The sequence below is a fragment of the Clostridium lundense DSM 17049 genome (assembly GCF_000619945.1).
Taxonomy (GTDB): Bacteria; Bacillota; Clostridia; order Clostridiales; family Clostridiaceae; genus Clostridium_AO; species Clostridium_AO lundense.
In genome coordinates this window covers 67913-93943 of record NZ_JHVC01000014.1, presented here as the reverse complement: position 1 = coordinate 93943, position 26031 = coordinate 67913, and the positions used below count along the sequence as shown (strand labels likewise).

The following is a 26031-nucleotide window of genomic DNA, read 5'->3' as shown; positions in this document are numbered from 1 at the left end:
TATTTAATCTGGTTTTTAAAATCATAATAAATACTAACTAAAGTCAGAAACTTTAATAACTTTTTAACAATTGTTGGTACCTCCTATAATATATATCAGTATTTTAGTAATTTCGTTACAAAAAATATTTTATTATTTCACTGCAATTATACTAGTAAGGTCATATATAGAGGTGAAAACAAAATAAAGGAGGGGTTAACATGGCTGTTATATCAAGTAAGTATGGCACTGGGTTAGTTCTAGAATTAAAAGTTGGGGAAGACGAGAAGGGAAATGACAAAATTAAAAATAAGTCAATATCTAAAATAAGCAGAAAGGCAACAGATGAAGACTTGTTTGCTGTAGGAAAGGCTATATCAGAAGTACTTATGTATGACATGCTATCAATAAGAAGAATTGATAAGAGTACATTATTAGGTTAAGGCACATTTAAAAAATAAATAAGTCAGTATGCTAGGCTATTTTGCATCATACTGCGTCATCAGAACCCACTGATAGCTCTACTAGCAGTGGAACCTGCTTCCTTGTCTGATACAAAATATCCGTCGCATCTTTGACTTCTTATTTATTTTAATGTGCCTAAAGGAGGAATAAATGATGGAAAAGAAATTAATTATGAGATTTAAGGACAGCTTAGACAATAAAGTACCTATTTCTATTACTGAAATAAAAGAAGATATAACAAAGGAAGAAGTAGTAGCCTTAATGGATCTTATACTGGAAAAGAGCCAGGTGTTTGATTTAAAGGCTCCGTTAGTTGCTAAAATATCAGCAGAAATAGAAGACAAATCTGTTAATGAAATTTATACAGCTTAGTTTAGATAATGGAGCATAGAGTATAGATTGAAGAGAGAATTTTTGCTTATGGCGAAAATTCTTTCTTTATAATAACTGTACTCTGTCAACTGTACTCTGTACTCTGAAAAGGGGTGGTGGGAACTATGTATGACGAATTAATTATGCTTATAAGTAATGTAGGATTCCCAGTAGCAGTTAGCATATATCTTCTGGTAAGACTTGAAAAAAAGCTTGATGATTTAACTAAAGCTTTTTCAGAATTTACAAAAACTATGCTAGCTATTATGGAACACCAAAAAAAGTGGGGGACTCATTAAAAAGTGAGGGCCTCACTTTTTTAGTATTGAAAGATAATGACGAAAAATAAATAAAGTGATATTTTTAATTATAAAATGAGTTGGAAATTATGTGTTAATAGAGACTGTGTAAGAAATCTGTAATAGAGATAGATTCTGAATGGATATTATACTGTTTGTTCCCAATATAAGCGATATCCTCATCAGAAATAATCATAGTTAATACAACACTTTGCAAACCATTATTTCTTTCTAAAAATTCTATGCGATAAAGATTTCCTACAAGGGTATCACCATAATGTCCATTGTAATAATATTGCGTGTCTTTTAATATACTTAGAAACTTTATTAAATCATTCTCATCTAACTCAAGTGGTTTCTGACCAATACTATTAATTATGCAACCGTTTATAATACTATCGGAGCCCGGAAGAAGTGATGAAAAATCTTTAGGTATTATACGGCTAAAATAAAAAATACATGTGAGTACAATTAAGAAAGGCAATAATAGCTGCTTTATGGGAGATACCAATTTATTATTCATTATTTTCACAAGATACCCTCCTATTAGTTCGATTTGTAATCAATTTAATTTGACTAAAATTATCATATTGGAAACATATGGAATATCAGTGAATTTGCACATAGCTTTTTACTATGATAAATAAAGGTAATTAGTATGTTAACAATATATTATATAATAGTTCTTAGAATATAGTTACTAATGTATTATTTACAAATATCCTATATAATCTCATCTACTAAAAGCCCCTTATCATTATGAAACCTCTTAAGTGCTTTCAAATCACTATATTCAAAATATATGGTATAATTTGAATAATCATTTGTATAAAATCCTAAGTTTATTTCTTTTTTTCTTTATGCAAAGGAAAACTTTTCACAAGTTAACAATGCCCGGCAGGCTGTGCAAAGCCTTGGACAAACTTAATATTAAATTTAAAAGGAGTTATAGTAATGAAAAAATCTTTAATAGTAACAGCACTAATACTAGTTTCAATAATTTCATTATATTTTTATAAAATTCATAAGCAAAACCCAACTAGTATTCATCTAAATGAAAATTATATAGAAGAAATATCTATAGCAAAATTACCTTCTCCTCCTAAAAAGAAGGTTTTATCTGAAAAAAAAGACATAAAAAAAATAGTTGATTTTATTAATTCTATAAAATTAATAAAAAAAATCGATCAACCTTTTAAAGGCTGGGTATACCTAATTAAAATCAGTGGTAAAAATGATTATGATATATCTTTTTTGAAAGATAAGATTAGCATTAATGGTACTTGGTATGAAGTAGATAGTAATATTATTAATAACTTAGATGATCTGTATAAAGAGTTGGACTATAAATAAGAAAATATTTATATATATAAGTAAAAATTAAAAAGTATAGATTAGTTTCGAGGTATTTTTATGTATGAGTTATTTTTTAATTCTGCAGCATTTTTCTTTATAACACTACCTGTATTAATTTTTATTTCTGCATGGATGCTTAAAAGGTTTATTAAAAATAAGCTTTTAGTTTTAAGTATTATATCCATAGTACAAGTATTGCTATATTATGGATACAGTTGTATTAAATGTGGAATGAAAATAACAGAAGTTTATCTTGATTATGTGCAAGGTATTATTATATATACATTAATTTTTGGATATTTAGGTATAGTATTTTCAAATTTTATAAGAAAACGTTTTGGCAATTAATTAACCAAATTGTAGTTGCTAACTAATTTTAATATGGATACCTATAACAAAATATTAAATGGTTCTATAACTTATCCTAGTAATAGAAAAAAGGATAAAATAGGGGAATTTAATGGATTTAAATTAAGTAAGATAAATGCTTATCCTATAAAAAATGGATATGATAGTGTAACGGAATATGAGTATGTTAATAACAGTGGTAAAAAATATATATTTACAGAACAAATTCAAAAATTTGTTGATTTAAAAGACTATGGTGAATTTAAAGTATTAGACGATGCAGTGAATATATTAAAAATTTACTCTAAAAAAATATTTAAGCATTAAAATTTTTAATAAGCTCAACCAAAGCCTGGCAAAGACCCTTGGACAAGATGAAAAACAACGCAATTTTTAGTGAATAGTTAAGATTGAAAAGTGAAAAATAAAAATATTGAAGTGGTAGATATGGGTTTTAAGTATTTATATGTTGAGTCTAAAACTAAGGGCTTTTTTTCTGATGCAAATCATAGAGAATTAATTGACCAATATGCTAAAGATGGTTGGAAATTTACAAATTCAATACCAACATCATTCTATGGAAATAACGGCCAGCCTAAAACGTTTGATTTAATATTCGAAAAGAATGATGATGAACAATCTTAATATTTAACGAAACAACTGAAAAAACGAACAATTTATCTGAACACTGTATTATTGAAATTTGAATTAGTTTTTACTTTTCATTTTATAGTTTTTACCGCTTTTATTTTATTTACTATGTCATTTAAAGTATCATCACTTATGCTAGCATTTCCACCTAAAGTATATAAAGTATCTACATTATTGTTTCCTAATAAAGTTGATATAGAACTATTATTTGAGCTCTCTAAATAACCATTATATGAACTACTGCTGATTAAAAATATAGGACTATTATTCAAAGTTGCAAGAGCTGATCCACTTAAGGCATCAGGAAAATTTTTACTAGAAGCTAAAATTGGCTTGCTAAAATCAATTTCATTTGAAAATGTATTTATAATATTTAAATTTCTTACATATTTATTTTCGCCAACTATTCTTTGCACATTAGGAAACTTTAAAGCAACATCATCACTTATTATATCTGTATACCCTAATACATATGTTTTAGGAATAGTATTCTCTGCTATAAATTTCTTTTGCATTGAATTTAGTATATCTTTTTGTGCCAATATTATTGGCATCTGTAATTTACCTGCCACAGGTGCTATAGATAAAGCATCTGCATAATCCTCACCAGTAGTTACTATAACACCATTTGATGTACCTATTTTCTTTGCTATCTCTATAGATGTTTCATATCTAGTTTGACCAGATAATCTAACAGTATCTAATCCTTTAGTTTTTATAGCATTCTCTACCTCTGATGATAGCGACGCAAGTCCGCCTACCAATATAGCATGTTTAGCTTGTAGCCTATCTATCTCTGATGACACTTGTGGTAGTAATCTGTCATGAGCATTTAACAATATTGGTGCATTATACTTTTTAGCCAAAGGTGCTGCACTTAAAGAATCAGGAAAGTCTTCTCCTGAAGCTATTACTACATAATCACTTTGATTCCAACCTTGCTCACATATTTTTGCTGATGTATCATATCTATTAGAACCCCATATCCTATTAGTGGTAATGGTAGTATCTGTTGAATATTTTTCATATAACTGCATATATTCTACGATAATATCTATTGCTTCTTGTCTCATTTCTTTCACAAGTGTTTTATCCTTTAAAACACTTGACGTATTAGTCCAAATCATTCCCCAATTGTTGCTCATAACAGCTTGTCCTTTTATAATGCTTCTAATTATTGCAATTGTGAAACTAGTATTGTTTTTCTTATAAGCTTTTTCCATTAATGACACTGCCTCATTAACATTAAAATAATCGTCTAAAGCCATCAGATAGCTTATACAAAAAATTTCATCTCCAGATAATGGATCTATGTCTAGTTTATCTATATCACTTGAATATATGAAATTAACATAGGATTTCGCATTACTTTTACCATCGCATGTCCAACCTAATGCATTAATAACTGCTGCTTTAACATCAATAGGATTTGTACTTGAGTGTAAATAGTCAGCTATTTCTTGGTCTATAATTCCTTTTTCTTTAGCTTTTTTTACAATATTAACATCAATATAAGCTCTATAAAAGTCAGTAGATGTTATTGGTGAATCAGCAAATACAGTAATTGGATCCATTGAAAAAAGTATTACCACCATGATAAATAAACTTAAAACATAGTTTTTAATACGCATTTTTCGTCCTCCTTTTTAACTTTATTTTTCTATATTATATACTAAAAATATAACTATTTCAATTTTTTTCAATTAATGACATATATTTAAAATGCATATTTGTTAGAAAAATAGAGATCCAAATACCGTAATATATATATATTATAAAACAAATACATTTTTGAAAGAATGTATATTGCATGTTAAAAAAATTATTTGCTTTCTGTGTTTCTTTAAATTAACAATGCCCAGGGGTCTTTGCGGGGCATTGGTCGAGCTTAATGCTGTAGTTCAATAAAACGGTATTTACAAAATATGTTATAATTAATTCATGGAATCTAATGGTATTATGGGAGAATAATATGAATAATAAGTATTTTAAAAGAGGGATTTTAGGATTTTGTATAGGTATAACAGTAAGTATATTTATATCATTAGTAATATCTTTAGTATTGGGAGATGTAAAATTTTATTATATTTCAAGGAAGTTCTTATCATATATAAATAATAAACTTATAGCAGCAATTTTTCAGGTATTTTTATCAGGAGTATTAGGAGTAGCAGTTAGCATTTCAATGTTATGTTTTGAAGTGGAAAAATGGAGCCTATTACAGCAAGCCACTATTCACTTCATTATTATGTCAAGCTTAATGTTGTGTATATTTTTATTAAGTCCATTATTATTTATAGAATGTTTCATAATATTAATTTTGCTATATTTCATCATTTGCAATGTACAATATTTATTTTATAGATATAAGGCAAAAGAAATAAATAAAGAGTTAAAGAAAATAAATGGGGATAATTATAATAATAAGATTTATGATAAAAAAAGTGATAAAAATTTATTGAAACTTTTAATAATATATGGAGTGTTAATAGCAATATTTATTATATATGATTTTTTAGAAATTAATTTATCTATGGATTTAAAATATGTAGTTTTATTTATATTGTGTATAACTATGGTGGTAAAAAGTGTAGAATTAGTTAAGTCTAAGAATCATAGTGGTTCAAAAGTAATATATCCTATAGTTTCAACTTTGTTATTATTAATAACATTAGGACTTAATTATACAGGCTTTATAAAAACTGTTGGGGAGTATACTGTAAAATCTACTGATTTAAGTAAAGTTTATATAGATGGTTTAAAAATAGGTGATAGCTTAGAAAAGTTTAATAATAAAGAATATACATTTACAGATAGGTATAGTAATGACAATTATAACTTTATATATGAAGAAATTATGATATCTGAGAAGGATAATAAAATTAATAAAATTTTTGGACATGCGGATCAGGCTGATATAAGTATTAATGGATATAAAGCTATAAAAAATTTAGACAATGTAGTACCTAGGTTAGGAAATAATTATGTTAAAGTCACTTATGATAGTGAACAATTATTAAAACAATATATTTATGTAGATAGGAAAAATAATATTAAAGTAAGCTTTATCTATAGAGAATATTTTGAGGGGAAGGCTAGTGATCAGCTTGAATATGTAATTATAAGTAAAAGGAGCTAGGAATTATTAAGTAATAGCAATAGTTGGGGTAGCGCCAACATTTCCGACAAAACCCATGTTAAGACGTAAAATGGATAAATTTTGCATAATTCGCCCGTTTTAAGAAATAGTAATCTATAAAACTTTGATGTATTTGTTATAAATAAGTAGGAGATGTTAATTCTAATCTTTTTACATAAAAAAGATAGCTTAAATAGCTATCTTGCTGCTTAATGCGTTTTGCTAAAAACTCATTAAATGAAAATGTTATTGCAATAATCTTGTTATTACGCACATCAAAATCTTCCACACCAATATCAGAACCTAGGCTAAATGTTTGTATTTCTTTTTTATCAACATCTATTTTGGATATTTGTGGTATAGGCGAACTTTTGCCACCGCTTTTTGCAAAAATTATGTCCCCTTTTTCATCACCAAAATGTACGTTAAATTGACCTAACGGATCATTAGTAATTTGATATGTTTCATTACTCTTTATATCTAGCTTATTTTTAAAAGAAAGCTTATTCTTAAGTTTATCAAATAGCAAAATATACCACCTCTAAGTTATTACAAATAATTCTGTTAAGAAGTATAATTTAAAGTCTTTTCTTTTGTTTTCCTATATTCTTTACTGAATAGGAAAGGTACATAGACTATACATGTATAAATTAAAGTTTTTAATACTAATTCTGAGTTAGGAACAGTATTCACTCCTCCACTGCTAGAAAATAGGGCAACAAGACTATTGTTCATAAAATGAATTATAGAAACAGCCCATATGTCTTTTGTCTTCATATATACAAATCCAAGAAATATAGCAGAGCCAGTGCAACTAATTATATGATTTATAACAGAATAAAAAGGTGCTGCTGGACTATAGTAAAATAGGTTTAATGGAAAATGCCATATACCCCAAATAAACCCTACAAGGATTACACCTATTCGTTTACCAAGTCGCTCTTGAAGGGCAGTTTGAAGAAAATACCTCCAGCCATACTCTTCTCCTAAGAATATAATAAAATCTAAGGGGAAGGAAAGAGGTAGCAAAAATATGGTGATAAGTGCTTTTAGATCTTCGGAAGTTATATTAACTTCATTAAAGTCACCAAAGATAAATGAAATTAAAATTGGAACGCACAGACGTAGAATAATATATAATACAATACAGCCAATGGATGCTTTTATATTTTTTGAAAATCCCAATCCAAAACGATTTATATTCTCTTTTTCATCTGAAAAATAAATAAGAGCTAAGCAAATGCTTGCTGGTAATACTAAGTATGTACTATAAGCACTTGGAGCTTGGTGAAATATAAAAATTTCCACTAAAACTAAAATAACCGAAACAATTGTAAAGGACAAATATGTTTTATAAAATTTCATTGGAAGATTTTTATGTCTTTCTTTGTTTAGAAGTAAAGCTGTCATCACACCTATAGTTGGATAATACATCTGTACCAAAGCAAAATCATCTACTGGATAGTTATATTTAGTATATGCAAATGCCATAGCTATGCCCATGACTATGGTAAAACCAAAGGTTACCATAAAAAATATAGCAAGATCTCTGTTGGAAAAATTATATTTAGATTCAGACATTTGTACCTCCTCGTATAATTAAAATTATGATTAATAGTGCATTTACCTAAAAATGTATTATATGTTATGGAATGTATATACAATGATTGTAACATTAATTTTAATTTATTTCATGTAATTACACAAAATTAAAACTATATAATTTAAGGTTATTCTTTATACTTTGAAAAAAAGGTTTGAAAAAGTTACATCTATTAATAGAAGAACAAATATCTACAAAATAAGAGATAAATAGGGAAAGATCTATTTTAAAAAAGTATAGTAATGTTAAAGTATTAACAAACTTTTTACGTTATATACGTTACCTTTACTAGAAGCACTGGCATGATAATGCATTAATATTATGGTAAATATGCAGGTTATTTAATTGGATGTTGCAAATGGTTTTGTGAGAGAAATGGATGTATATTAAGATAAATGAAGAAAACGAAAGTTATATACACATTTACATAATGCATAGAATTTTCAAAAAAATGCATAAAATGTATAATGGGTTACAAAAGATGTTGTCAGGACATTAAAAAGTTCATTATGGAATAAAAGGAGTATATATGTGTTATGGGAATAAATTATGAATTAAAGGCGTTGAGAGCTAGATATAATATAAGGCAAGATATATTGGCAGATTTACTGAATATTACTGTATCTACATATAATCGAAAGGAGAATGGAAATAGCAGTTTCACTGTGGAAGAAGCACAGGTTATAGCCCAACTTTTTAATACAACTATGGACAGAGTTTTTGGAAAATAAGAAAATCAAACATGATCCTAATTGTCATATTTTATAATTTTATTGATATATTTATAAATTTTTTGATACTTTCATAATTAATGATAAAAATGAAAAAGTATGCTGTATAATGATGGTAAAATATTCAAAAGGATGGTGTTGCTCCAATGTATAAGTGCCTCCAAAGATGGAGAGAAGGGGATGGGAAAGCTTTGGGAGAAATTATTGATAATTTTAAGCCATTAATAATAAAAGAAGCTTCAAAATACAACATAAAGTGCTACGACTACGAAGATTTAGTACAGCATATGAGAATGAATCCGGTACCCATACGGATTCCAACACGGAACAAATAATCCCTCTACTAAAAGATAATTCTACTAAAGATATTAATAATATATATAACTCGGTTATAAAGTACCTAAACAAAAAGGCTAACACAAATTATAGAGCTACTACTCCAAAAAATCAGCAATTAATAAGAGCAAGAGTTAGTGAAGGTTTTAAGGAGGAGGATTTTTATAAGGTTATTGATAATAAAGTAAGTCAGTGGTTAGGCACAGAAATGAGTAGATATTTAAGACCAGCAACTCTTTTTGGAACAAAGTTTGAAGGATATTTAAATGAAAAGGGGGTAGAGGAGAGATATGGAGAAGCTTATGGAAAGTCTAAAGAATCAGGAAAATCAAAGTTTGGAATTACAGTGTGACGATTTTGAGAATATACCTAAATGTGAAGTGTGTAATGAGCCTATTGGGATTGTGGTGGAAATGCCTTTTGGTAAAAGATTATATCCAAGAGCTTGCAAATGTAGAAGAGAAATTTATAATAATCAAATAAAAGAAGATGAAAATAAAGAAAAGCAGGCAAGACTTAATAGATTTATTTGTAATAGCATGATGAATAATAATTTTAAGAAATGTACCTTTAAAAATTGGAATCATAATGTAGGAAATGAGAAACTATATAAAGCTGCTAAAGAGTATGTGAAAAATTTTCGGAAGATGAAAAATGGAAATCAAGGTATGCTTATACATGGAAGACCTGGTAATGGTAAAACATATTTTGTTGCATCTATAGCAAATGAACTACTAGGTAAATTAACTCCTGTTATTTGTATAGGGTGTATAGGACTTACAGAGAGAATAAGTCAAAGTAAAAAGACTTGGGGAGATGAAGGAATATTTACAATTTTAAATGCTTTAGATAATGCGGACTTGCTTATTATAGACGATTTAGGCACAGAAGAAGATAATAAATGGACAAGAGCCATTATATATCAAATAATAGAAAAGAGAAATAATTCTAGACTACCCCTTATTATAACCACCAACATGAGTATAAATAAAATTGTGGAAAGATATGATTACAGAACCTACAGCAGATTAAAGGAGATGTGCTTTTTTATAGAGAACACTGGTAAGGATATAAGAGAATTTCAAGGGGAGAAAAAAGCGGAGAAATTTATACAGGAAGTATTTTATTAAAGCAAAGAGGATAATTATGTTAAAATATAATGAAGATAAAAAATTTTAAGAGTGGTGAATTTAAATGAAGATGGCTAAAATCATGGAAACTACTATATATAAATCCTTAGAGGATATTGAAAAACAGCTAAAATCCAATTTTACAGGTCTTAAGTGGGAAATTGAGCATACAGAGGATTTGAGGACTGTAGAAGGCAATAAGGTTAAAATTTATTTTGGTGTTACTTCAGCTTATGGAGGAGTAAATGTTGTGTCATTTATGTATCATGGGGGAGGATATGTTCCGTATTATATTAAATTAACAGAAGTTGGTGATTATGAAACAAAAGTAATGGTTGCCATAACAGGTTCAGAAGATATTGTTAATGATTGTGGTGATCGAAATAGCAATATTGCAAAGCAAGTGTTGGAAATGTGTGAAAAAGATTGCACAAATAGATCATTTAAAGAAAAAGCAAAAGAGTTTTTTAAATAAACAGAGTTAGTAGTATAAGTTTATATAATATTTTAAAATTATGTAAGATGAAGCTTACCATAAATGACATAGGCTCCTTTGCAATAATAGAAATTGTAAAGATATATTATAATATTGAATACTCTTATCTTAGCAATATGGATAAGAGTATTTTTATTTTGTTCACTATTAAAGCATAGTTGCTTACGATATAAAATAAACTGTTGAAAAAATACTAAATTTATGTATAATATAAATAGATTTAAATATAAACATAAAAAGAATATAAATGAAAAGGTGTTGTAAATATGCGCAAAGAGGTAGTTTTTAACTAAACTAACTGAATAAGGATTATTTTTAGAAAGTACGTTTGGAAAATCTTGAGTTATCAAGTTTTATTAGTGGTAGAATCAATTTGAAAAATATTAATAACTACCATGTTTATTTGTGTACTTCTAAAATAATCAGTATTAAAATGAGCATGTTACACCTTATTTGCATAAGTAGGAAAGCCGTGTTCTAAACACGGTATTTTTATGCCTATTTTTGCTGCATTTATAAATATAATATAAGATTTTAGTTTATATAGTTTAGTAATAAGTTGTATAAATTAAAGTCCTATATTTTATGTTTATATTTAGGTCATATAATTATGAGGCTGTAAGTGAACCAATGTTCATTTGCAGTCTTTTGTTTTTTAAAAGGAGATTATTAGGATGATTAAAATATCTAGAATACAAAGTACAAACAAACTTTTTTATAATATAGGGATGGTGAATAATTAATGGTTAAAAAACTTTCAGCATATAAAATTTATTTGTTATTTTCAGCTATTACAGCCATGTGTTTTTCGTTAGTTGCTACAGTTATGGTAGTATACCACATTGAAAAGGTTCATTTAAATCCACTTCAACTTATACTTGTTGGCACTACACTAGAAGCGGCATGCTTTATATTTGAAATTCCTACAGGGATAGTTGCAGACGTATATAGCCGTAAGTTATCTATTGTTATTGGTGCAGTTTTGACAGGATTAGGATTTATTTTAGAAGGCTCCATTTCTAGTTTTGCCTTTGTGCTTACAGCACAGATAGTATGGGGATTAGGTTCAACTTTTATTAGTGGGTCTGTTGAGGCATGGATTGCAGAGGAAGAAAAAGAACAGGACTTAAATAGAATGTATATAAAAGGAGCACAAGCAGGACAAATAGGAGCGGTTATCGGGATAATACTAAGTACCATGATAGGTAATTTATCTGTTAGATTACCTATTATAATCAGTGGATGTTTATTTGTGATTAGTGCATTATTTCTAGCATTGTATATGCCAGAGAATAATTTTACACCATCTGCTCCAGAAGATCTAAACACTTTTAGAAAGATGGGATATACCTTTAAATCTGGCTTAAAGTTTGTGAAAAGTAAATCTATAATTATGATTTTACTTTCTGTAACTCTATTTTATGGTTTATCCAGCGAAGGTTATGATAGACTTTCCAATGCACATTTTCTACAAGATACTACGCTTCCTAAGATAGGAAACCTTCAGCCTGTAACTTGGTTTGGGATATTTGGTATTGCTGGAATGGTATTAAGTGCTATAGCAATGCAGTTTATAATTAAGAAGTTAGAAGAAGGGGATAAGAATCAGAGTGGGAAGATATTATTCATTGTAAATATATTTTATATATCCTTTATGTTAGCATTTGCACTTACAAGAAACTTTAATTTAATGCTAGTAGCTTATTTATCAACAAATCTGTTTAGAGCTATAAATGATCCAATATTTAATGCATGGCTAAATAATCATATAGATGATAGTGCAAGGGCAACTATACTTTCTATGAATGGACAAATTAATGCATTAGGACAAATTATAGGTGGACCAATTATTGGGATTATAGCTACAAAATTTTCAATAAGTATTGGTATAGCATGTACTTCATTATTAGTAACCCCAGTATTAGTTTTATATATCCTTTCTTTGATAATGGATAAAAAAGATGTTAAGATGGCTAAAGGGAGAGAGGATACATATGAAAACAATTAATATAGGAATTGTGGCTCATGTTGATGCAGACAAAACAACTACAACTGAAAAGAAAGACACTCTTGGGATTTTGCACAGTATCTTTTGAATGAAAGAGATTTGTAATAGAAGTAGGCCAAAAAAATAAGGGAAGCTTATTAATAGACTTCTAAGGAGTTTTACTACTTAGAAGTCGTTATCTTTTATGTAGAGGAAATTTAACCAAACTAATATATAAATGCAGAAGAGTACTTAGTATAACACACTCTTATTTTTCATCTATACTACTGCTTTAACTTTTTCTAATACAGTTTCATTTTTTTTATTAAAAGGTACTGCTATTAGACCTAAAACTGCAATAATTGATGTGAAAAAAAAGCACTTATTATAAACTTTATTGAGTTCATCATTTTTTATTGCAGTTGCTTTATCTAGTATATTATATACCTCTTTTACTTGTATATTGAACTTTTCTTTTACAGATGGTTTCATATTATCAGGAACAGTTGCTAATACTGTTTTTTCTTGAGTTTTAATTAATTTATCAATCATATCTCTTGTAAAGGCGGTATTTTTGCTAGTGTTTGAAGTCTTTATTTTATCGCATATGGTAGATTTAATTTGTTGTTCAAGCACTGCATTATTATTAACAGAATTTATGATTCTGACTTTTGTATTGTCTATAGCTTGAGTAGTATAATGATTGCTTAGAGTTGAAACTAAAGCTATTGCTAAGCAGGCAGTTAATTGCCTAAAGCTGTTTAGTATTCCTGATGCAATACCATTTTTATCTGGTGAGATTTCTTCAAATGCACTCTTGTATAAAGGAGAAGTTGAACCAAGTCCAAGTCCTACTAGAACAAATGCAAAATAAAATATCTTTGTATTATTTGAATTATTCATAAATACAAACATAAAGTCACCAAGAGATACAAAAATTACAGCTAATAGGGAAATAACTCTGGCACCATATTTTTGAGATATAATTGCAAAAATAGGTGAAGTAATAAAGGATATGCAGCTTACTATACCTAGTATCATTCCAGATTTTAATACTGAATAACATAATTGGGTTTCTAGATAAAAATTCATTAAATATGAGATGGGCATATAAGCAAAGAAAATTGTTCCAATTATAACTATAGAAGAAGTATAACTTTTAATTTTAAATAACTTAAATTCTATCATTGGATTTTTTGACTTAACTTCATGTATTATAAAAGTAGCAATTGAAATTGTTGAAGTTATTATTAATACAACTATTTTTTTACTTCCCCAACCATAGTAATTGCCTTTAACAAGTAAGAAGGTTAGGGCTCCAATTCCATAAGCTAATAATGCAGAACCAATAAAATCTATTTTCTTTTCTAGTGTTTTATCATAGCATTCCTTAACATACTTTGCTCCAAAGAATATGGAAATAATAATAAAAGGAGCATTTACATAAAATATTGCCTTAAAACCAAAGGTTTCATTTAAAATTCCACCTATAACAGGACCAGAAGCTGCTGCTATAGAGATTATCATGCCAATTAATATACCTAGTTTTGATAGAGCATCTTTGCCAAATAATTCTATACCTAAAGGAATGGATAGCGGAGTAAGAATCGCAGCGCCTATACCTTGCATAATTCTAAAAATTATAATCATAGAAAGAGAGGTTGAAAGTCCGCAAAATATTGATGAAGAGCCAAAAACTAAAAGACCTATTATAAATAGTTTCTTTCTTCCATAAATGTCTGCAATTTTAGAAAAATTTATTAATAGTGCAGAGAAAGGAATTAAGTAAGCTATACTCACCCAAGATATTCCTGTTATATCAGTTTTAAAATAATGAGCCATGGATGGCAAAGATACATTAACTATAGTTGAGTCTAATACTGTTAAGAAACAAGCAATTGCTAGAGATATAAATGCTAATACTTTTTGTTTTTTATTCATAATACCCTCCAAAATTAATATTATTATTAAAATATGAAACTAATTTCATATTCACATTATATATGGGAAAAATTTAACTGTCAATACATGAAATCAATTTCATATTTCATTGACTTATATTTTTTTATATTTTATTATTAGAGTAGGTGATGAAAATGGAACGAAAAACAAGGATACCAACTCAAAAAAGAGCTTTAGAAAAGTATAATAGAATATTAGAAGCAGCTTATAAATTATTCAATGAAAAGGGTTATTATAATACAACTACAGCAGATATATCTAAAGAAGCAGATGTTGCTACTGGATCTGTATATGCCTATTTTGAAGATAAGAAGGATATTTATATTAAGGTAATTGAAAGGCTTAATGAAAAATTTATACATCCTACTCATGATTTTTGGATGGAGAATGTTGATAAACAACTTAATAATGCTGAAGAGGCAAAACAACTTTTTAGGATATTTATAAAAATGATGATAAAAAATCATGACTTTTCTAAAATCTTTCACGATGAAATGGAGGCATTAACACTTTTAGATGAGGATATAGCTATGGTAAGAAAGGAACAGAAGAAGCGTAGAGATGAAAATATAGCAGATATTTTTAAGTTTTTATCTATACCTTTTAAAGGAGAAGAGGAGAAAAACATATTTTTTCATTACTCATTTTTCATAATTGATGATCTGTGTCATAAGCTTATATACAATGATGAAATAAAAGATGTGGATTTATACATTGAAAAATGTGTGAATATGCTATACTTTTTATTTCAAGATTGTACGGATTATATGAAAATAAATAAGAATAAGTAATTTTTTAGTGAAAGATAAATAGTAATTTTGAAGGGAAGTTTTATTATGGGAGAATTATCAAAACTACCTAATATCGGAAAAGAAGTTGAAAGTCAGTTGAATAAAGTAGGTATATTTACTTATGATGGATTAAAAGATATTGGAGCAGAACAGGCATGGCTAAAAATACAAGAAATTGATGCTTCTGCCTGTATTCATAGATTGTTAGCACTGGAAGGTGCAATTCAAGGCGTTAAGAAAACAGCTTTGCAACAGGAACGAAAAGCAGAGCTAAAAGATTTTTATAATTGGCATAAATCTAAGTAGCAATTTATGGAGTTGTTTTACAGAAAAATTTTATTTAATGGGGGAAACAAAATGATAATACAAACCGAACGATTGGAAATTATTGCCTTAACTCTTAATCAATTAAAATTATGGATTGAAAATATTCCTGAACTTGAAAAAGAATTAGACTGTTCCTATAAGGCAGAATCAATGGAAGGATTTTTTCTACAAATAGTAAAGGGACAGTATGAAATAACCCAAAAAGATCCTAACAATTATTTATGGCATAGCTTTTTTTTCTTGATTCGCAAGGATGACAGGGCTGTAGTAGGTTCAGCAGATTTTAAAGATATTCCAAATGAAAATGGTGAAGTTGAGATTGGTTATGGTTTGGGTAAAGAGTTCGAGCACAACGGCTATATGACAGAAGCTGTAAAAGCAATGTGTGAGTGGGCATTAAAACAAAATGGTGTTACAAACATAATTGCTGAAACTGATTTAGATGGTTTTGCATCTCAAAGAATTTTAGAACGTTGTGGATTCAAAAAGGAGGAAGAATTAGAAACTCTTTGGTGGAGATTATGATCTTACTTAATAATCTTTCAGGCAAGACAAAACATAACACAAAAAGTCGGGAATAACCGCTTAAAAAGAGATAAGATATATGTACAGACAGGGGGGATGATTATGGGATGGATCGAAAGAATCAGTGAAGCTATCAACTATATTGAGGAGAATATCACTGAAGAAATGACTATGGAAAGTATTGCAAAACAAACATTTATGTCTCTGTTCTATTTCCAAAAAGGCTTTGCCATGCTTTGTGGTTTTTCGGTGGGAGAGTACATCAGACAACGCAGGCTCACCCTTGCCGGCAGTGAGCTTGTTTCTACTGACGAAAAAATCATTGATATTGCACTGAAATATGGCTACGACTCACCAGATAGTTTCACAAAAGCTTTTACTCGATTTCATGGTGTCACACCTACTGCTGTTCGAAAAGATGGAGCAATGATTAAATCCTTTGCTCCACTTAAGATCAAACTTTCATTGGAGGGTGGTTATATTATGGATTACAAAATTGTTGAAAAAGATTCGTTTACTGTTATGGGTATATCAAAGGTGTTTAAATATGATAGTGCAACTACAGAAGTTCCACAGTTTTGGACAGAGCATTATCAAACAGGAAATGGGAAATTTGTATGTGGAATGTACGGAGTATGTATAGATGATAGCATGGGCCCAGATGAGTTTGAATATTTGATTGCAGACAATTATAATCCGTCTATAGAAATACCTAATGGCTTTGTTACAAAGAGTATTCCTAAGCACACGTGGGCTGTTTTTGCTTGCAATGGTGCAATGCCAAAATCTCTGCAAGATGTGAATGAAAAAATCTTCTCAGAATGGCTACCTAATTGCAAGGATTATGAAATTGCAGCAGGTTATAATATTGAAATGTATGCCAATGCGTCTGATTATCCCCAAGGTAGTCAAGATGAAAATTACTACAGCGAAATTTGGATTCCTGTTAAGAAAAAATAACTATGAAAAGAGCATACATACCTAAGAAAGATGGAAGGAAATGCTCATTGAGAATTCCAATTGCTAAAGACAGAGTGGTTTAAATGGCTACAAAGATAGTTATTGAGCCAATATTTGAAATGTTTCCACATTGACATAGGTATAAATTATGATATACTCATATTTATCAATTTGAAAGCGTTGGGGGTGGGAAGTATGTTTATAAATCTGAAATTTGGAAGTAATTTTCTTAGTGTTTATACCCATGCAGAATAGTAGAAATGCAACAAACTGCGTGGGATAAAAAGTTGCATTGGCTGCTAGTTCTGCACTTTATTTAATTATTTAAGTAAAGGAGTATGAATATGAAATATATTAATGCAGCAGAGGTGCTTCCAAAAGAATTATTAAAGGAAATTTTCAATTATGTAGATGGTGGAATGTTATATATTCCCACCCCTAGGAAAAAACGAAAATGGGGAGAACGTAGTGGTTCAAGAGAATACTATAAGAAACGTAATATGAATATAATCAATCAATATAAAAATGGAGCAACAATAACTAATATTGCTAAGAATTATTGTTTATCATATGATTCAATAAGAAAAATAGTGAATAAATAAAGTAAAAGAGATTTTACCATTTTGGTAGGATCTCTTTTTTAGATAGGAAAAAACAATTATAACTATTCTTAAGGCTATTATTATAGTATTTAAACTTATAAAATAAAAGCATACTTGAATTATTGTATAGATAGATGAAACACAAAAATAAGAATTTTAGGAGAAGTGAAACGAGAATGAAAATGAAATTTGAAACTAAGCGTCTCATATTGAGACCATGGAGAATTGAAGATGCACCTGCTCTATATAAGTATGCCAGCGATCCTAAAGTTGGTCCAATAGCTGGATGGCCAGTTCATACTAGCATTGAGAATAGTAGAGAAGTTATCAGAGATGTATTTTCCATTGAAGGGATATATGCAATTGTTCTTAAAGGCCAGGAAGAACCTGTTGGATGTATTGGAATTTTAATAGGAGAAGCAAGTGATTTTGGCATAGGACCAGATGAAGGGGAAATCGCATATTGGATTGGTGTTCCTTATTGGGGGAAAGGTCTTGTACCAGAGGCGATTAGAGAATTGATGCGCTATTGCTTTGAAGATCTTGGACTTAAGACACTTTGGTGTGGGTACTTTGAGGAAAACAAGAAATCACTTCGTGCTCAAGAAAAATGCGGATTTGAATATTATCATACCAATCATGATAAGTATTGGCCTTTGATGGGGGATGTAAGGACAGAAATTATCACCCGTATCACAAAGGACAAGTGGGTGAATAATATATCTTCTTACGAATAGTTGTACAAATTTTAATCTATATAAAGAATAATATTTAACATAGTGTTATAGAAAGTTTAATGGAAACTTGAATCAAAAATATAGTAACTATATAGCCTTAGGTATTGATAAAAATTGCCTAAGGCTATTTTTATAAGTAAAAATGCTGTATCACAAGTAAGAAGGCAAAATGATTTTGATATGCGGTATTTGCAAAAAATGTTACTATATACAATAGATAGTATAATATTAATATACAATATAAATTGGGAAATATGTAAAGGAGGAGATTATAAGCATAATCGTGTGTTATGCTTTTATTTAAGAGAAGGTTTTACAATTTCTAAAGTGAAATAATTTAAATACATACTGAATTTTTCTTTGATAATATGTTACAATTAATTTACAATAGTAACTTAATGTGGCATATGAACAATATAAACAACTTAATAATTTTATGTAAGGAGAAAAGAAAAACTATGGCTTATAAATTGAAAGAAGTAACAATAAGAACAGATAATTCTGAAGAAGGAATAAAAATAATTGGTGAAATTTGGAAGGATATTGCTAGCGGAAAACTACCCATTCTTTTTGATAGTGAGCATGTGTTTCAACAAGGTGTTTCTCCAGTTTCAAAATACAGCAACTATTCCAGTGATGAAAGCGGAGATTATGATCTTACCATAATGGCTGTAACAGCTGACTTTTTTCAAACAATGGAAATAGCAGTAAGTAAAGGCTTATATAAAAAATATGATGAAAAAGATGAAAACGGAGAAATAGGTGCATGTACAAGAAAGGCATGGGAAAAAGTATGGTTTGAGCAAAAAACAGGACATATAAAGAGAGCCTTTACCGAGGATTATGAGAGCACTGTTCCTGGTGAATATACGAAAGATGGAAAACCACATTGTTATTTATATATTGCTATTCAGTAGAATAGAAAAATGAGGTTGTGAGAATAATACAAAATTTACAAATGGTAATTTTAAGAGGTGAAATATGGAGATTAATTTTAGAAAGATAGATAAAACAAATTATAACACTTGCGTGTCTTTAAAGGTAGGAGAACATCAAACTAACTATGTTGCAAGTAATGCATTTTCATTAGTACAAGCTTTTTATGAAGATGAATTATATCCATTAGGAATATATAATGGTGATGAAATGGTGGGATTTTTATTATATGATTATGATGAAGAATTAAAAGGATGGTCATTTTCAAGATTCATGATTGATATTAAGTATCAAAAAAAGGGATATGGTTCAAAAGCGTTAGAAAAGTTTTTAGATTTTTTTCATGATAAATTTCCAAATGAAAATTTATATACAAGCGTAGAAATAGATAATGAAGTAGCTATTAAATTGTATGAAAAATATGGTTTTAATAAAAAAAATTCATTTGAATATACAGTTGGGGATATTACCTATAAGGAATTTAGGATGTTGAAGGTATTATGGTAGTATATAGACAAGTTCCAATTTATAATAGGTTTTTATATTACTAAAAGAGATAACAATATATATATTTAGAAGAAGAGGATATGGATAAATTTGTTACTTAGGCAGCTGGTATCACTATTAAATTTAATACTTAAAAATAGTAGCTATCCATTGCACACGGGACTACTATTTTTTAAACATTTTATCAATAAGTAACACTATGAATGTTAATAGTGATAGTAAAAATAAATATAAGAATAAAATGAGTTTTATAGTCTTAGCCATTAATATTACTTGGTTAAGACTATTTTTATGCATGAAAGAATTGTATCATAAGTAATGGTGTATTTACAAAATATGTTATAATAAAAAATATGCAAATATAATAGAAAAACGTGTTGATGATTCATTTTGTACTGAAGAAATGATGATTAAGGAAAATGATATAAATTTAAAAATGTGTAAAAAGTATGATTGTGAATATATATTAATAGATGAAAACTACGAAGTTAATATTAGATTATAAATTTTTGGAGGGGAACTTTTATGATAGAAGTATTGTTTGGAGAGAGTGAAGGCGGAGCCATGAAAGTGGCAAAGAATTATCAAAAACCTGATTTTGATAATGGGGCAACAACTTGTTTTGGGAAGAAACTAAATAAATATGAATTTGAAAAAATGTTTGACGGAAAGGCGGTTGGTGGCAATTCCTCAGAAGTAATTTGTATTCCTTTCATGCTGGATATTGGTGATATTAATGTTTCAATTGAAAATGAGTATAGAAAAGAACTTATATTTGATATGTATACCATAAATGGAATAGATGATACTAGCATTTCAGAAGATTTAGAGGATGTATGGAAAAGATACTTAAATGAAATAGAACGACTGAAAAATTATGCCGCACAAGGAGAAACTATTCGTTTATGGTATAGTGATGCGCCGTATTCTATGTGTGGATTTTATTATGTATGTAGTATCTTGAGAGAATATAGTTGTAAGATATTTGTTATAAAGTTACCACAGTATATGCAACTATCAGATAATATAATTGAATTTTATACATCGTGGAGTGAAATAGATGCTGGAATGTTTTATAAATTCTTGCCTTTGGAAAAAGAATTATCTTCTCGTGAGATACAATCTTTTACATACAATTGGGCTGAATTAAAAGAAGAAAAAAGTACTTTACGAGCTGTTGTAAATGGTAAATTAATTGGTGTTACTGAAGATTTCTATGACCATATTATTAGAAAAGAAATTCCGAATGGCGAGTTTATTATGGCACGCCTTATTGGAAATATTTTAGGAAAACATCCTATTGGAGTTGGAGACTGGTGGTATGCTAAAAGAATTAATAAGATGATAGAAGATGGCGAATTAATGGTTGTAGAAAAAAAGAAGGAAATATATGGTCAAGTGCTTAAAAAGGCGTAGAGGTTGTTTACAAATTCCAATTTGTATATTAGTTAAAGGAAGTTTGAAATATAAAAATTATATAAGAAAAGCTTAGTGCTTTAAAGCTAAGCTAAGTCTTAGAACAGTTATTTTGTTTTAGGGATATTGGATTAGATTTATGCTGAAAATTATTAATCTTAGAAAAAGTGCTACTCTTTGCGGGATGAAGCACTTTTTTGTTTGCTTTTAACTTCTATGTGGAGACCAAGAAACTTAATCTTAATTTTTAAATGGTGTATAAAGAGATTATGCTTAACTAAAGATGATATTTCTCGTCAATGTGCTCACTTTGCATCTATAGTGTAGAGAAATTAGGAGAATATCAAATATCTTCTACCATAACTTCTATCTTTACACAGTATTGTTTATCATCTTTAGTAGTAAGTTCATTTAGAGGATATTCCTCATAGGCATTACTACAAATACGTAGATTATTTTCTTTAATAAATGTAAATAACTTTTCATAAAGATCATCGGATTCTCCATAGGCACATCTACCATAGAACACTGCATACTTACCTTCTGGCTTATACGAATTTTGGTCATCTTTTACTTTAAAATAGTAGTGCATTACCAATAAAGGGTCTCCAGGCTTAATATTTTCTGTATTAATAATAGCACCAAGGGGATAACCTACATCAATTCCATTTTCAGTAGCGAAATTATAAAATAAAATAGTAGAATCATCTGGAGGATCATTAGAAAGTATAGGGCCTAAAAAAATAGGCTCTTTCTTTTTATATTCAATATTTATACTATTTTCCTCATATTTAATAGCATCTTCTGCTATATCCACATATAATTGCATAATTTCTAGAATACGTTTAAGTTTTTTTATTTCCATCAAAATATGTTTTTTTTGTGTGCTAAACAAAGAAAACATCTGCTCAGGAGTACGTATATCTATATATTTCTTGATTTCGTCTATACTAATGCCAATTTCTCTTAGAGAGATGATTAAATATGCTGTAGTAAGCTGACTTCTAGTATAATAACGATAACCATTTTCACCACGAAATTCTGGAGAGAACAACCCAATTTGGTCATAATATCTTAGGTTTTCACGCTTAATACCAGTGAGACGAGAAAATTCTTTTATTGGCATATGAGATTTATCTTTCATAATAACCTCCAAACTTTAAATAAACTATTGACATTAAAGTTACTTTAAGGTTTATAATACCACTGAAAATAAATTTTTGCAAAATTACTTACATAACGGAGGTAAACTATGAAGTATTTAAAAGTATTCCTAAAAGAAAGAAAAGGAAAAGTAGGAATAACATTAATTATGCTTTTAGGACAAGTAATAGGAACATTACTCATTCCATTTCTAATAGCAGGGATTGTAGACAATGGAATTTTGAAAGGTGATATGAATGAGATTCTTCGTATAGGGGTTCAAATGATATCAGTTCTTTTAATAACAACAGTAGCAGCTGTCTTAGGAAGTTACTATTCTGCTGACTTGGCTGCAGTTTTTGGCTATTACATGAGAGATAAAATTTTCTGTAAGAGTCAGAAACTATCTATTCATGAATTTGATACCATTAGTGTTTCTTCTATGATTACACGTACAACTTCAGATATTTCTAATTTACAACAGACTTTTGGGTTGGTGTTGCAGCTTATAGTTCCAGCTCCACTTATTATTGGTACATCTATTACTATGACAGCATGTACTAGTTTTACTCTAGCTTTAATACTTATTTTATCTGTGATAATATTTATGTTTTTTGCTGGATTAGTACTTAAGAAATCAACTTATATTTCTGAAAGGGTTCAGACTAAATTAGACCATATTAATCAGGTAATAAGGGAATCTATTACTGGAATCCGGGTTATCCGTGCTTTTGGAAATGAAAAATATGAGGAAGGTAGAGCAGGTAAAGCTTTTAAGGGGTATGCTACAGATATGATAAAGCTAAATAAGCTATTTGCTGTATTAAATCCTACAATATGGCTTATAATTGGCTTGTCTATAGCCTTTATAGTTTGGATGGGTGGAGTGCTTTCTATAAATGGAACAATGGAAATTGGACAAATAACTGCAGTTACTGAATACTCTATTATTACATTGAGCTATCTAATGTTGGCTACAACAACAAGTGTTACTCTTCCTAAAATGAAATCATGTCTTGATCGTATAGAGGAAGTTTTAGAAATTAATCCAGAGATTCAGGATTTAAACATAGAAAAAGAAGATATAAAGGATAATTCTGCAGTTGTTGAATTTGAAAATGTATCCTTCTTTTATCATGGAGCAGAGGAGCCAGTTATAAGAAACCTATCATTCTCATGTAATGAAGGTGAGACAACAGCCATTATTGGAAGTACAGGCTCTGGTAAGAGCACTATTGCTAATCTTATTCTAAGATTACATGACATAGATCAAGGAGAAATTCGTATAAACGGTGTGGATATAAGATGCCTTTCACAAAAGGAATTAAGGGATAGAGTTGGCTATGTTCCTCAGAAAGCTTTCTTATTTAGTGGCACAATTGAAGATAACCTAAGAATGGGGTATAAAGATGCAACTAAGGAAGATATGAAAAGAGCATTAAGCATTTCTCAAGCAGATTTGTTTGTAGATAAATTACCTATGGGATTAGAATCTGAAGTTTCTCAAGGTGGATCTAATTTCTCAGGTGGACAGAAACAACGTTTGTCTATTGCAAGGGCTCTTATAAGGAAGGTTCCAGTTTATATTTTCGATGATAGCTTTTCTGCTTTGGATTTAAAAACAGATTCAGCACTTCGTAAATCACTTAAAGAAAATATGACAGATGCAACCAAGATAATAATTGCTCAGAGAGTAAGTACAATTATAGATGCAGAGCAAATCCTTGTGTTAGACGAAGGAAAATTAGTTGGTATTGGAAAACATAATGACCTAATGAAAAACTGTTCTGTATATGAAGCAATTGTTAAAAGTCAGATGAATATAAAGAAGGTATGTTAACAGTTAAAAAAAGTTTATAGAAATTTATAAAATTCTACTATTTTTTAATAGACTTCAAAAATATACACTATCATCACCTCAAAAATATCATATAAAATAAGTTATTGAACATAATGATATAATAAATGGCAAAGTGAGGTGATAAAACATGATAAAAGCATTAAATATACGGCTCTATCCAACACAAGAGCAAATAATTTTAATGTATAAGCATATAGGATGTATGAGATTCATTTATAATTGGGCGTTAGCCGGGCAAATAGATAGTTATAAACTTAATAATAAAAAACTATCAATTACAGAATTAGGTAAACAATTAACTATTTTAAAGAACACCGCAGGTTATGAGTGGTTATATGAAGTATCTCATGCAACGCTTAAAGAGAGCATTAGAGATTTAGATAAAGCATATAATAATTTCTTTAATGGTGGTGGCTTTCCTAAATTTAAAAGCAAGAAAAAATTAGGACCTAGATTTTACAGCAGATATGACAAAGTTTATTTTAAGGATAACTTTGTTAATCTTGAAAAAATAGGTAAAGTTAAATGTAAGGTGGATTATGACATTGATTTAACTACTGTAACAAAGTTTAAAAATCCTAGAGTATATTTTAATGGTAGAGTATGGGTACTTTCAGTAGGTATTGAAGATAATATTAAAACTGTTAAATTAAATGATTTTAGCCTAGGTATTGATTTAGGAATATCTCAATTAGCAATAACAAATATAGATGAATTAGATACTAGGAATGTTAATAAAACAAACAAAGTTAAAAAACTAAGTAAAAAGTTAAAAAGGCTTCAAAGACAATGTTCAAGAAAATATATTATGAATAAGAAAGGAGAGAGTTACCAAAAAACTAAGAACATTGCAAAACTTGAAAAGAAGATTGAAAAACTTCATAGTAAACTTAAAAATATTAGATTAAATCATATAAACCAAACTACTTCCAAAATGGTGAAAGCCAAACCATATAGGATAGTTATGGAGGATTTAAAAGTATCTAATATGATGAAGAATAAACACTTATCAAAGGCGATAGCAGAGCAAGGATTTAATATATTTCTTAATCAAATAAAATATAAATGTGAAAAGTATGGTATTAAATTTGTTCAAGTACCTACATTTTATCCTTCAAGTAAAACTTGCAGCCATTGTGGTACTATCAAGAAAGATTTAAAACTTTCAGATAGAACTTATAAATGTAGTTGCGGCTTTATTTGTGATAGAGATAAAAATGCTTCATACAACCTTGCAAACTATGGTTTAGTATAATCACTTAAAAGATTTACTAGATTGGGTAATCGTTACAACCCATTACCTTATTAGGTAACAAAGCCTATGGAGTGTTATACAAACGAAAGTAGCTTTGGCAAAATCGAACATTATGAA

30 protein-coding genes are annotated in these 26031 nt (G+C 28.8%); 24 read left to right on the top strand and 6 right to left on the bottom strand.

Annotation, left to right across the window (positions count from 1 at the left end):
- Positions 1-200: 200 nt before the first annotated feature.
- The 3 genes from T514_RS0115885 (at position 201) to T514_RS26225 (ending at position 1115) form a co-directional block, all read left to right on the top strand.
- Entirely contained in the window at positions 201-422 is a 222-nt protein-coding gene (locus T514_RS0115885) for a DUF1659 domain-containing protein (protein ID WP_027625669.1), read from the top strand.
- Between the two features lie 172 nt (positions 423-594).
- Positions 595-816 carry a DUF2922 domain-containing protein gene (locus T514_RS0115880; RefSeq protein ID WP_084284635.1) on the top strand — a complete coding sequence of 74 codons (222 nt, stop codon included), beginning with the start codon at positions 595-597 and terminating at the stop codon, positions 814-816.
- Between the two features lie 125 nt (positions 817-941).
- Positions 942-1115 carry a YvrJ family protein gene (locus tag T514_RS26225; protein ID WP_034869360.1) on the top strand — a complete coding sequence of 58 codons (174 nt, stop codon included), beginning with the start codon at positions 942-944 and terminating at the stop codon, positions 1113-1115.
- A gap of 94 nt (positions 1116-1209) precedes the next feature.
- Here the strand turns inward: T514_RS26225 and T514_RS0115870 are convergent, their stop codons facing one another.
- Entirely contained in the window at positions 1210-1647 is a 438-nt protein-coding gene (locus T514_RS0115870; protein WP_027625667.1) for a hypothetical protein, read from the bottom strand.
- 422 nt (positions 1648-2069) lie between these two features.
- On the opposite strand from T514_RS0115870, the gene T514_RS25825 reads away from it, so the two are divergent.
- The 4 genes from T514_RS25825 to T514_RS0115850 all read left to right on the top strand — a co-directional run bounded on the left by T514_RS25825 (position 2070) and on the right by T514_RS0115850 (position 3464).
- Positions 2070-2468 carry a hypothetical protein gene (locus tag T514_RS25825; RefSeq protein WP_051542078.1) on the top strand — a complete coding sequence of 133 codons (399 nt, stop codon included), beginning with the start codon at positions 2070-2072 and terminating at the stop codon, positions 2466-2468.
- A gap of 60 nt (positions 2469-2528) precedes the next feature.
- Positions 2529-2819 (top strand): hypothetical protein, encoded by a 291-nt coding sequence (locus T514_RS0115860; RefSeq protein ID WP_027625666.1) that lies wholly within the window; start codon positions 2529-2531, stop codon positions 2817-2819.
- Between the two features lie 33 nt (positions 2820-2852).
- Positions 2853-3146, top strand: coding sequence for a hypothetical protein (locus tag T514_RS0115855; protein WP_027625665.1), 294 nt, complete (start codon positions 2853-2855; stop codon positions 3144-3146).
- A 120-nt stretch (positions 3147-3266) separates the two neighbouring features.
- Positions 3267-3464: a DUF4177 domain-containing protein gene (locus T514_RS0115850; RefSeq protein ID WP_034869355.1), complete on the top strand. Its 198-nt coding sequence runs from the start codon at positions 3267-3269 to the stop codon at positions 3462-3464.
- 77 nt (positions 3465-3541) lie between these two features.
- On the opposite strand, the gene T514_RS25820 is transcribed toward T514_RS0115850, so the two are convergent.
- Entirely contained in the window at positions 3542-5101 is a 1560-nt protein-coding gene (locus T514_RS25820) for a cell wall-binding repeat-containing protein (protein ID WP_051542077.1), read from the bottom strand.
- Between the two features lie 341 nt (positions 5102-5442).
- Here T514_RS25820 and T514_RS0115840 point away from each other — a divergent pair, with 341 nt between their 5' ends.
- Positions 5443-6609: a DUF3021 domain-containing protein gene (locus tag T514_RS0115840; protein ID WP_027625663.1), complete on the top strand. Its 1167-nt coding sequence runs from the start codon at positions 5443-5445 to the stop codon at positions 6607-6609.
- Between the two features lie 136 nt (positions 6610-6745).
- Here T514_RS0115840 and T514_RS0115835 read toward each other — a convergent pair whose 3' ends face one another.
- The gene (locus T514_RS0115835) at positions 6746-7138 is read right to left on the bottom strand and encodes a hypothetical protein (protein ID WP_027625662.1); all 393 of its coding nucleotides are present in this window, start codon (positions 7136-7138) and stop codon (positions 6746-6748) included.
- A 35-nt stretch (positions 7139-7173) separates the two neighbouring features.
- The gene (locus T514_RS0115830) at positions 7174-8190 is read right to left on the bottom strand and encodes a CPBP family intramembrane glutamic endopeptidase (protein ID WP_027625661.1); all 1017 of its coding nucleotides are present in this window, start codon (positions 8188-8190) and stop codon (positions 7174-7176) included.
- Between the two features lie 558 nt (positions 8191-8748).
- Between T514_RS0115830 and T514_RS0115825 the strand changes: the two genes are divergently transcribed.
- The 5 genes from T514_RS0115825 to tetA(P) all read left to right on the top strand — a co-directional run bounded on the left by T514_RS0115825 (position 8749) and on the right by tetA(P) (position 12913).
- Complete coding sequence (locus T514_RS0115825; RefSeq protein ID WP_027625660.1) at positions 8749-8943, top strand: helix-turn-helix transcriptional regulator; 195 nt, start codon at positions 8749-8751, stop codon at positions 8941-8943.
- A 256-nt stretch (positions 8944-9199) separates the two neighbouring features.
- Positions 9200-9631 (top strand): conserved phage C-terminal domain-containing protein, encoded by a 432-nt coding sequence (locus tag T514_RS25815; protein ID WP_051542076.1) that lies wholly within the window; start codon positions 9200-9202, stop codon positions 9629-9631.
- Positions 9570-10409 (top strand): ATP-binding protein, encoded by an 840-nt coding sequence (locus tag T514_RS24730; protein WP_051542075.1) that lies wholly within the window; start codon positions 9570-9572, stop codon positions 10407-10409. The genes T514_RS25815 and T514_RS24730 overlap by 62 nt, the downstream gene beginning before the upstream one ends.
- A 64-nt stretch (positions 10410-10473) precedes the next feature.
- Positions 10474-10884, top strand: coding sequence for a hypothetical protein (locus T514_RS0115810; RefSeq protein WP_027625659.1), 411 nt, complete (start codon positions 10474-10476; stop codon positions 10882-10884).
- A 763-nt stretch (positions 10885-11647) separates the two neighbouring features.
- Entirely contained in the window at positions 11648-12913 is a 1266-nt protein-coding gene (tetA(P), locus tag T514_RS0115805; RefSeq protein ID WP_027625658.1) for a tetracycline efflux MFS transporter TetA(P), read from the top strand.
- A 258-nt stretch (positions 12914-13171) separates the two neighbouring features.
- On the opposite strand, the gene T514_RS0115795 is transcribed toward tetA(P), so the two are convergent.
- Positions 13172-14833: an MFS transporter gene (locus T514_RS0115795; protein ID WP_027625657.1), complete on the bottom strand. Its 1662-nt coding sequence runs from the start codon at positions 14831-14833 to the stop codon at positions 13172-13174.
- Between the two features lie 155 nt (positions 14834-14988).
- Between T514_RS0115795 and T514_RS0115790 the strand changes: the two genes are divergently transcribed.
- The 9 genes from T514_RS0115790 to T514_RS0115745 all read left to right on the top strand — a co-directional run bounded on the left by T514_RS0115790 (position 14989) and on the right by T514_RS0115745 (position 21655).
- A complete protein-coding gene (locus T514_RS0115790) occupies positions 14989-15645 on the top strand; it encodes a TetR/AcrR family transcriptional regulator (RefSeq protein WP_027625656.1) in 657 nt (218 codons plus the stop codon).
- 45 nt (positions 15646-15690) lie between these two features.
- Positions 15691-15951 carry a TfoX/Sxy family protein gene (locus T514_RS0115785; protein WP_027625655.1) on the top strand — a complete coding sequence of 87 codons (261 nt, stop codon included), beginning with the start codon at positions 15691-15693 and terminating at the stop codon, positions 15949-15951.
- A 51-nt stretch (positions 15952-16002) separates the two neighbouring features.
- Positions 16003-16497 (top strand): GNAT family N-acetyltransferase, encoded by a 495-nt coding sequence (locus tag T514_RS0115780; RefSeq protein WP_027625654.1) that lies wholly within the window; start codon positions 16003-16005, stop codon positions 16495-16497.
- A gap of 102 nt (positions 16498-16599) precedes the next feature.
- The gene (locus T514_RS0115775) at positions 16600-17457 is read left to right on the top strand and encodes an AraC family transcriptional regulator (protein ID WP_027625653.1); all 858 of its coding nucleotides are present in this window, start codon (positions 16600-16602) and stop codon (positions 17455-17457) included.
- 344 nt (positions 17458-17801) lie between these two features.
- On the top strand, positions 17802-18059 hold the full coding sequence (locus T514_RS0115770; protein ID WP_027625652.1) for a CD3324 family protein: 258 nt from the start codon (positions 17802-17804) through the stop codon (positions 18057-18059).
- A 182-nt stretch (positions 18060-18241) separates the two neighbouring features.
- The gene (locus tag T514_RS0115765) at positions 18242-18796 is read left to right on the top strand and encodes a GNAT family N-acetyltransferase (RefSeq protein WP_027625651.1); all 555 of its coding nucleotides are present in this window, start codon (positions 18242-18244) and stop codon (positions 18794-18796) included.
- A 458-nt stretch (positions 18797-19254) separates the two neighbouring features.
- Positions 19255-19713 carry a hypothetical protein gene (locus T514_RS0115755; RefSeq protein WP_027625649.1) on the top strand — a complete coding sequence of 153 codons (459 nt, stop codon included), beginning with the start codon at positions 19255-19257 and terminating at the stop codon, positions 19711-19713.
- A 64-nt stretch (positions 19714-19777) separates the two neighbouring features.
- A complete protein-coding gene (locus T514_RS0115750) occupies positions 19778-20239 on the top strand; it encodes a GNAT family N-acetyltransferase (RefSeq protein ID WP_027625648.1) in 462 nt (153 codons plus the stop codon).
- A gap of 525 nt (positions 20240-20764) precedes the next feature.
- On the top strand, positions 20765-21655 hold the full coding sequence (locus T514_RS0115745) for a DUF3658 domain-containing protein (protein ID WP_027625647.1): 891 nt from the start codon (positions 20765-20767) through the stop codon (positions 21653-21655).
- Positions 21656-21998: 343 nt separating this feature from the next.
- Here the strand turns inward: T514_RS0115745 and T514_RS0115740 are convergent, their stop codons facing one another.
- Positions 21999-22799, bottom strand: a complete 801-nt coding sequence (locus tag T514_RS0115740; RefSeq protein ID WP_027625646.1) for a MerR family transcriptional regulator — start codon at positions 22797-22799, stop codon at positions 21999-22001.
- Between the two features lie 108 nt (positions 22800-22907).
- Here T514_RS0115740 and T514_RS0115735 point away from each other — a divergent pair, with 108 nt between their 5' ends.
- Positions 22908-24638, top strand: a complete 1731-nt coding sequence (locus tag T514_RS0115735; RefSeq protein ID WP_027625645.1) for an ABC transporter ATP-binding protein — start codon at positions 22908-22910, stop codon at positions 24636-24638.
- 148 nt (positions 24639-24786) lie between these two features.
- Positions 24787-25914, top strand: coding sequence for an RNA-guided endonuclease InsQ/TnpB family protein (locus T514_RS0115730; RefSeq protein WP_027625644.1), 1128 nt, complete (start codon positions 24787-24789; stop codon positions 25912-25914).
- The last annotated feature ends 117 nt before the right edge of the window (positions 25915-26031 follow it).

What these genes read in the sequence shown, in the direction of transcription:
- T514_RS0115880 (WP_084284635.1), top strand. Translation starts at nt 595, where the DNA reads ATGATGGAAAAGAAATTAATTATGAGATTTAAGGACAGCTTAGACAAT.
- T514_RS0115780 (WP_027625654.1), top strand. Translation starts at nt 16,003, where the DNA reads ATGATAATACAAACCGAACGATTGGAAATTATTGCCTTAACTCTTAAT.
- T514_RS25825 (WP_051542078.1), top strand. Translation starts at nt 2,070, where the DNA reads ATGAAAAAATCTTTAATAGTAACAGCACTAATACTAGTTTCAATAATT.
- T514_RS0115775 (WP_027625653.1), top strand. Translation starts at nt 16,600, where the DNA reads ATGGGATGGATCGAAAGAATCAGTGAAGCTATCAACTATATTGAGGAG.
- T514_RS24730 (WP_051542075.1), top strand. Translation starts at nt 9,570, where the DNA reads ATGGAGAAGCTTATGGAAAGTCTAAAGAATCAGGAAAATCAAAGTTTG.
- T514_RS0115745 (WP_027625647.1), top strand. Translation starts at nt 20,765, where the DNA reads ATGATAGAAGTATTGTTTGGAGAGAGTGAAGGCGGAGCCATGAAAGTG.
- T514_RS0115750 (WP_027625648.1), top strand. Translation starts at nt 19,778, where the DNA reads ATGGAGATTAATTTTAGAAAGATAGATAAAACAAATTATAACACTTGC.
- T514_RS0115770 (WP_027625652.1), top strand. Translation starts at nt 17,802, where the DNA reads ATGAAATATATTAATGCAGCAGAGGTGCTTCCAAAAGAATTATTAAAG.
- T514_RS0115855 (WP_027625665.1), top strand. Translation starts at nt 2,853, where the DNA reads ATGGATACCTATAACAAAATATTAAATGGTTCTATAACTTATCCTAGT.
- T514_RS0115830 (WP_027625661.1), bottom strand. Translation starts at nt 8,190, where the DNA reads ATGTCTGAATCTAAATATAATTTTTCCAACAGAGATCTTGCTATATTT.
- T514_RS0115810 (WP_027625659.1), top strand. Translation starts at nt 10,474, where the DNA reads ATGAAGATGGCTAAAATCATGGAAACTACTATATATAAATCCTTAGAG.
- T514_RS0115735 (WP_027625645.1), top strand. Translation starts at nt 22,908, where the DNA reads ATGAAGTATTTAAAAGTATTCCTAAAAGAAAGAAAAGGAAAAGTAGGA.
- T514_RS0115860 (WP_027625666.1), top strand. Translation starts at nt 2,529, where the DNA reads ATGTATGAGTTATTTTTTAATTCTGCAGCATTTTTCTTTATAACACTA.
- T514_RS25820 (WP_051542077.1), bottom strand. Translation starts at nt 5,101, where the DNA reads ATGCGTATTAAAAACTATGTTTTAAGTTTATTTATCATGGTGGTAATA.
- T514_RS0115740 (WP_027625646.1), bottom strand. Translation starts at nt 22,799, where the DNA reads ATGAAAGATAAATCTCATATGCCAATAAAAGAATTTTCTCGTCTCACT.
- T514_RS0115885 (WP_027625669.1), top strand. Translation starts at nt 201, where the DNA reads ATGGCTGTTATATCAAGTAAGTATGGCACTGGGTTAGTTCTAGAATTA.
- T514_RS0115730 (WP_027625644.1), top strand. Translation starts at nt 24,787, where the DNA reads ATGATAAAAGCATTAAATATACGGCTCTATCCAACACAAGAGCAAATA.
- T514_RS0115765 (WP_027625651.1), top strand. Translation starts at nt 18,242, where the DNA reads ATGAAATTTGAAACTAAGCGTCTCATATTGAGACCATGGAGAATTGAA.
- T514_RS0115840 (WP_027625663.1), top strand. Translation starts at nt 5,443, where the DNA reads ATGAATAATAAGTATTTTAAAAGAGGGATTTTAGGATTTTGTATAGGT.
- T514_RS0115790 (WP_027625656.1), top strand. Translation starts at nt 14,989, where the DNA reads ATGGAACGAAAAACAAGGATACCAACTCAAAAAAGAGCTTTAGAAAAG.
- T514_RS0115755 (WP_027625649.1), top strand. Translation starts at nt 19,255, where the DNA reads ATGGCTTATAAATTGAAAGAAGTAACAATAAGAACAGATAATTCTGAA.
- T514_RS0115795 (WP_027625657.1), bottom strand. Translation starts at nt 14,833, where the DNA reads ATGAATAAAAAACAAAAAGTATTAGCATTTATATCTCTAGCAATTGCT.
- T514_RS0115785 (WP_027625655.1), top strand. Translation starts at nt 15,691, where the DNA reads ATGGGAGAATTATCAAAACTACCTAATATCGGAAAAGAAGTTGAAAGT.
- T514_RS0115850 (WP_034869355.1), top strand. Translation starts at nt 3,267, where the DNA reads ATGGGTTTTAAGTATTTATATGTTGAGTCTAAAACTAAGGGCTTTTTT.
- T514_RS0115825 (WP_027625660.1), top strand. Translation starts at nt 8,749, where the DNA reads ATGGGAATAAATTATGAATTAAAGGCGTTGAGAGCTAGATATAATATA.
- T514_RS26225 (WP_034869360.1), top strand. Translation starts at nt 942, where the DNA reads ATGTATGACGAATTAATTATGCTTATAAGTAATGTAGGATTCCCAGTA.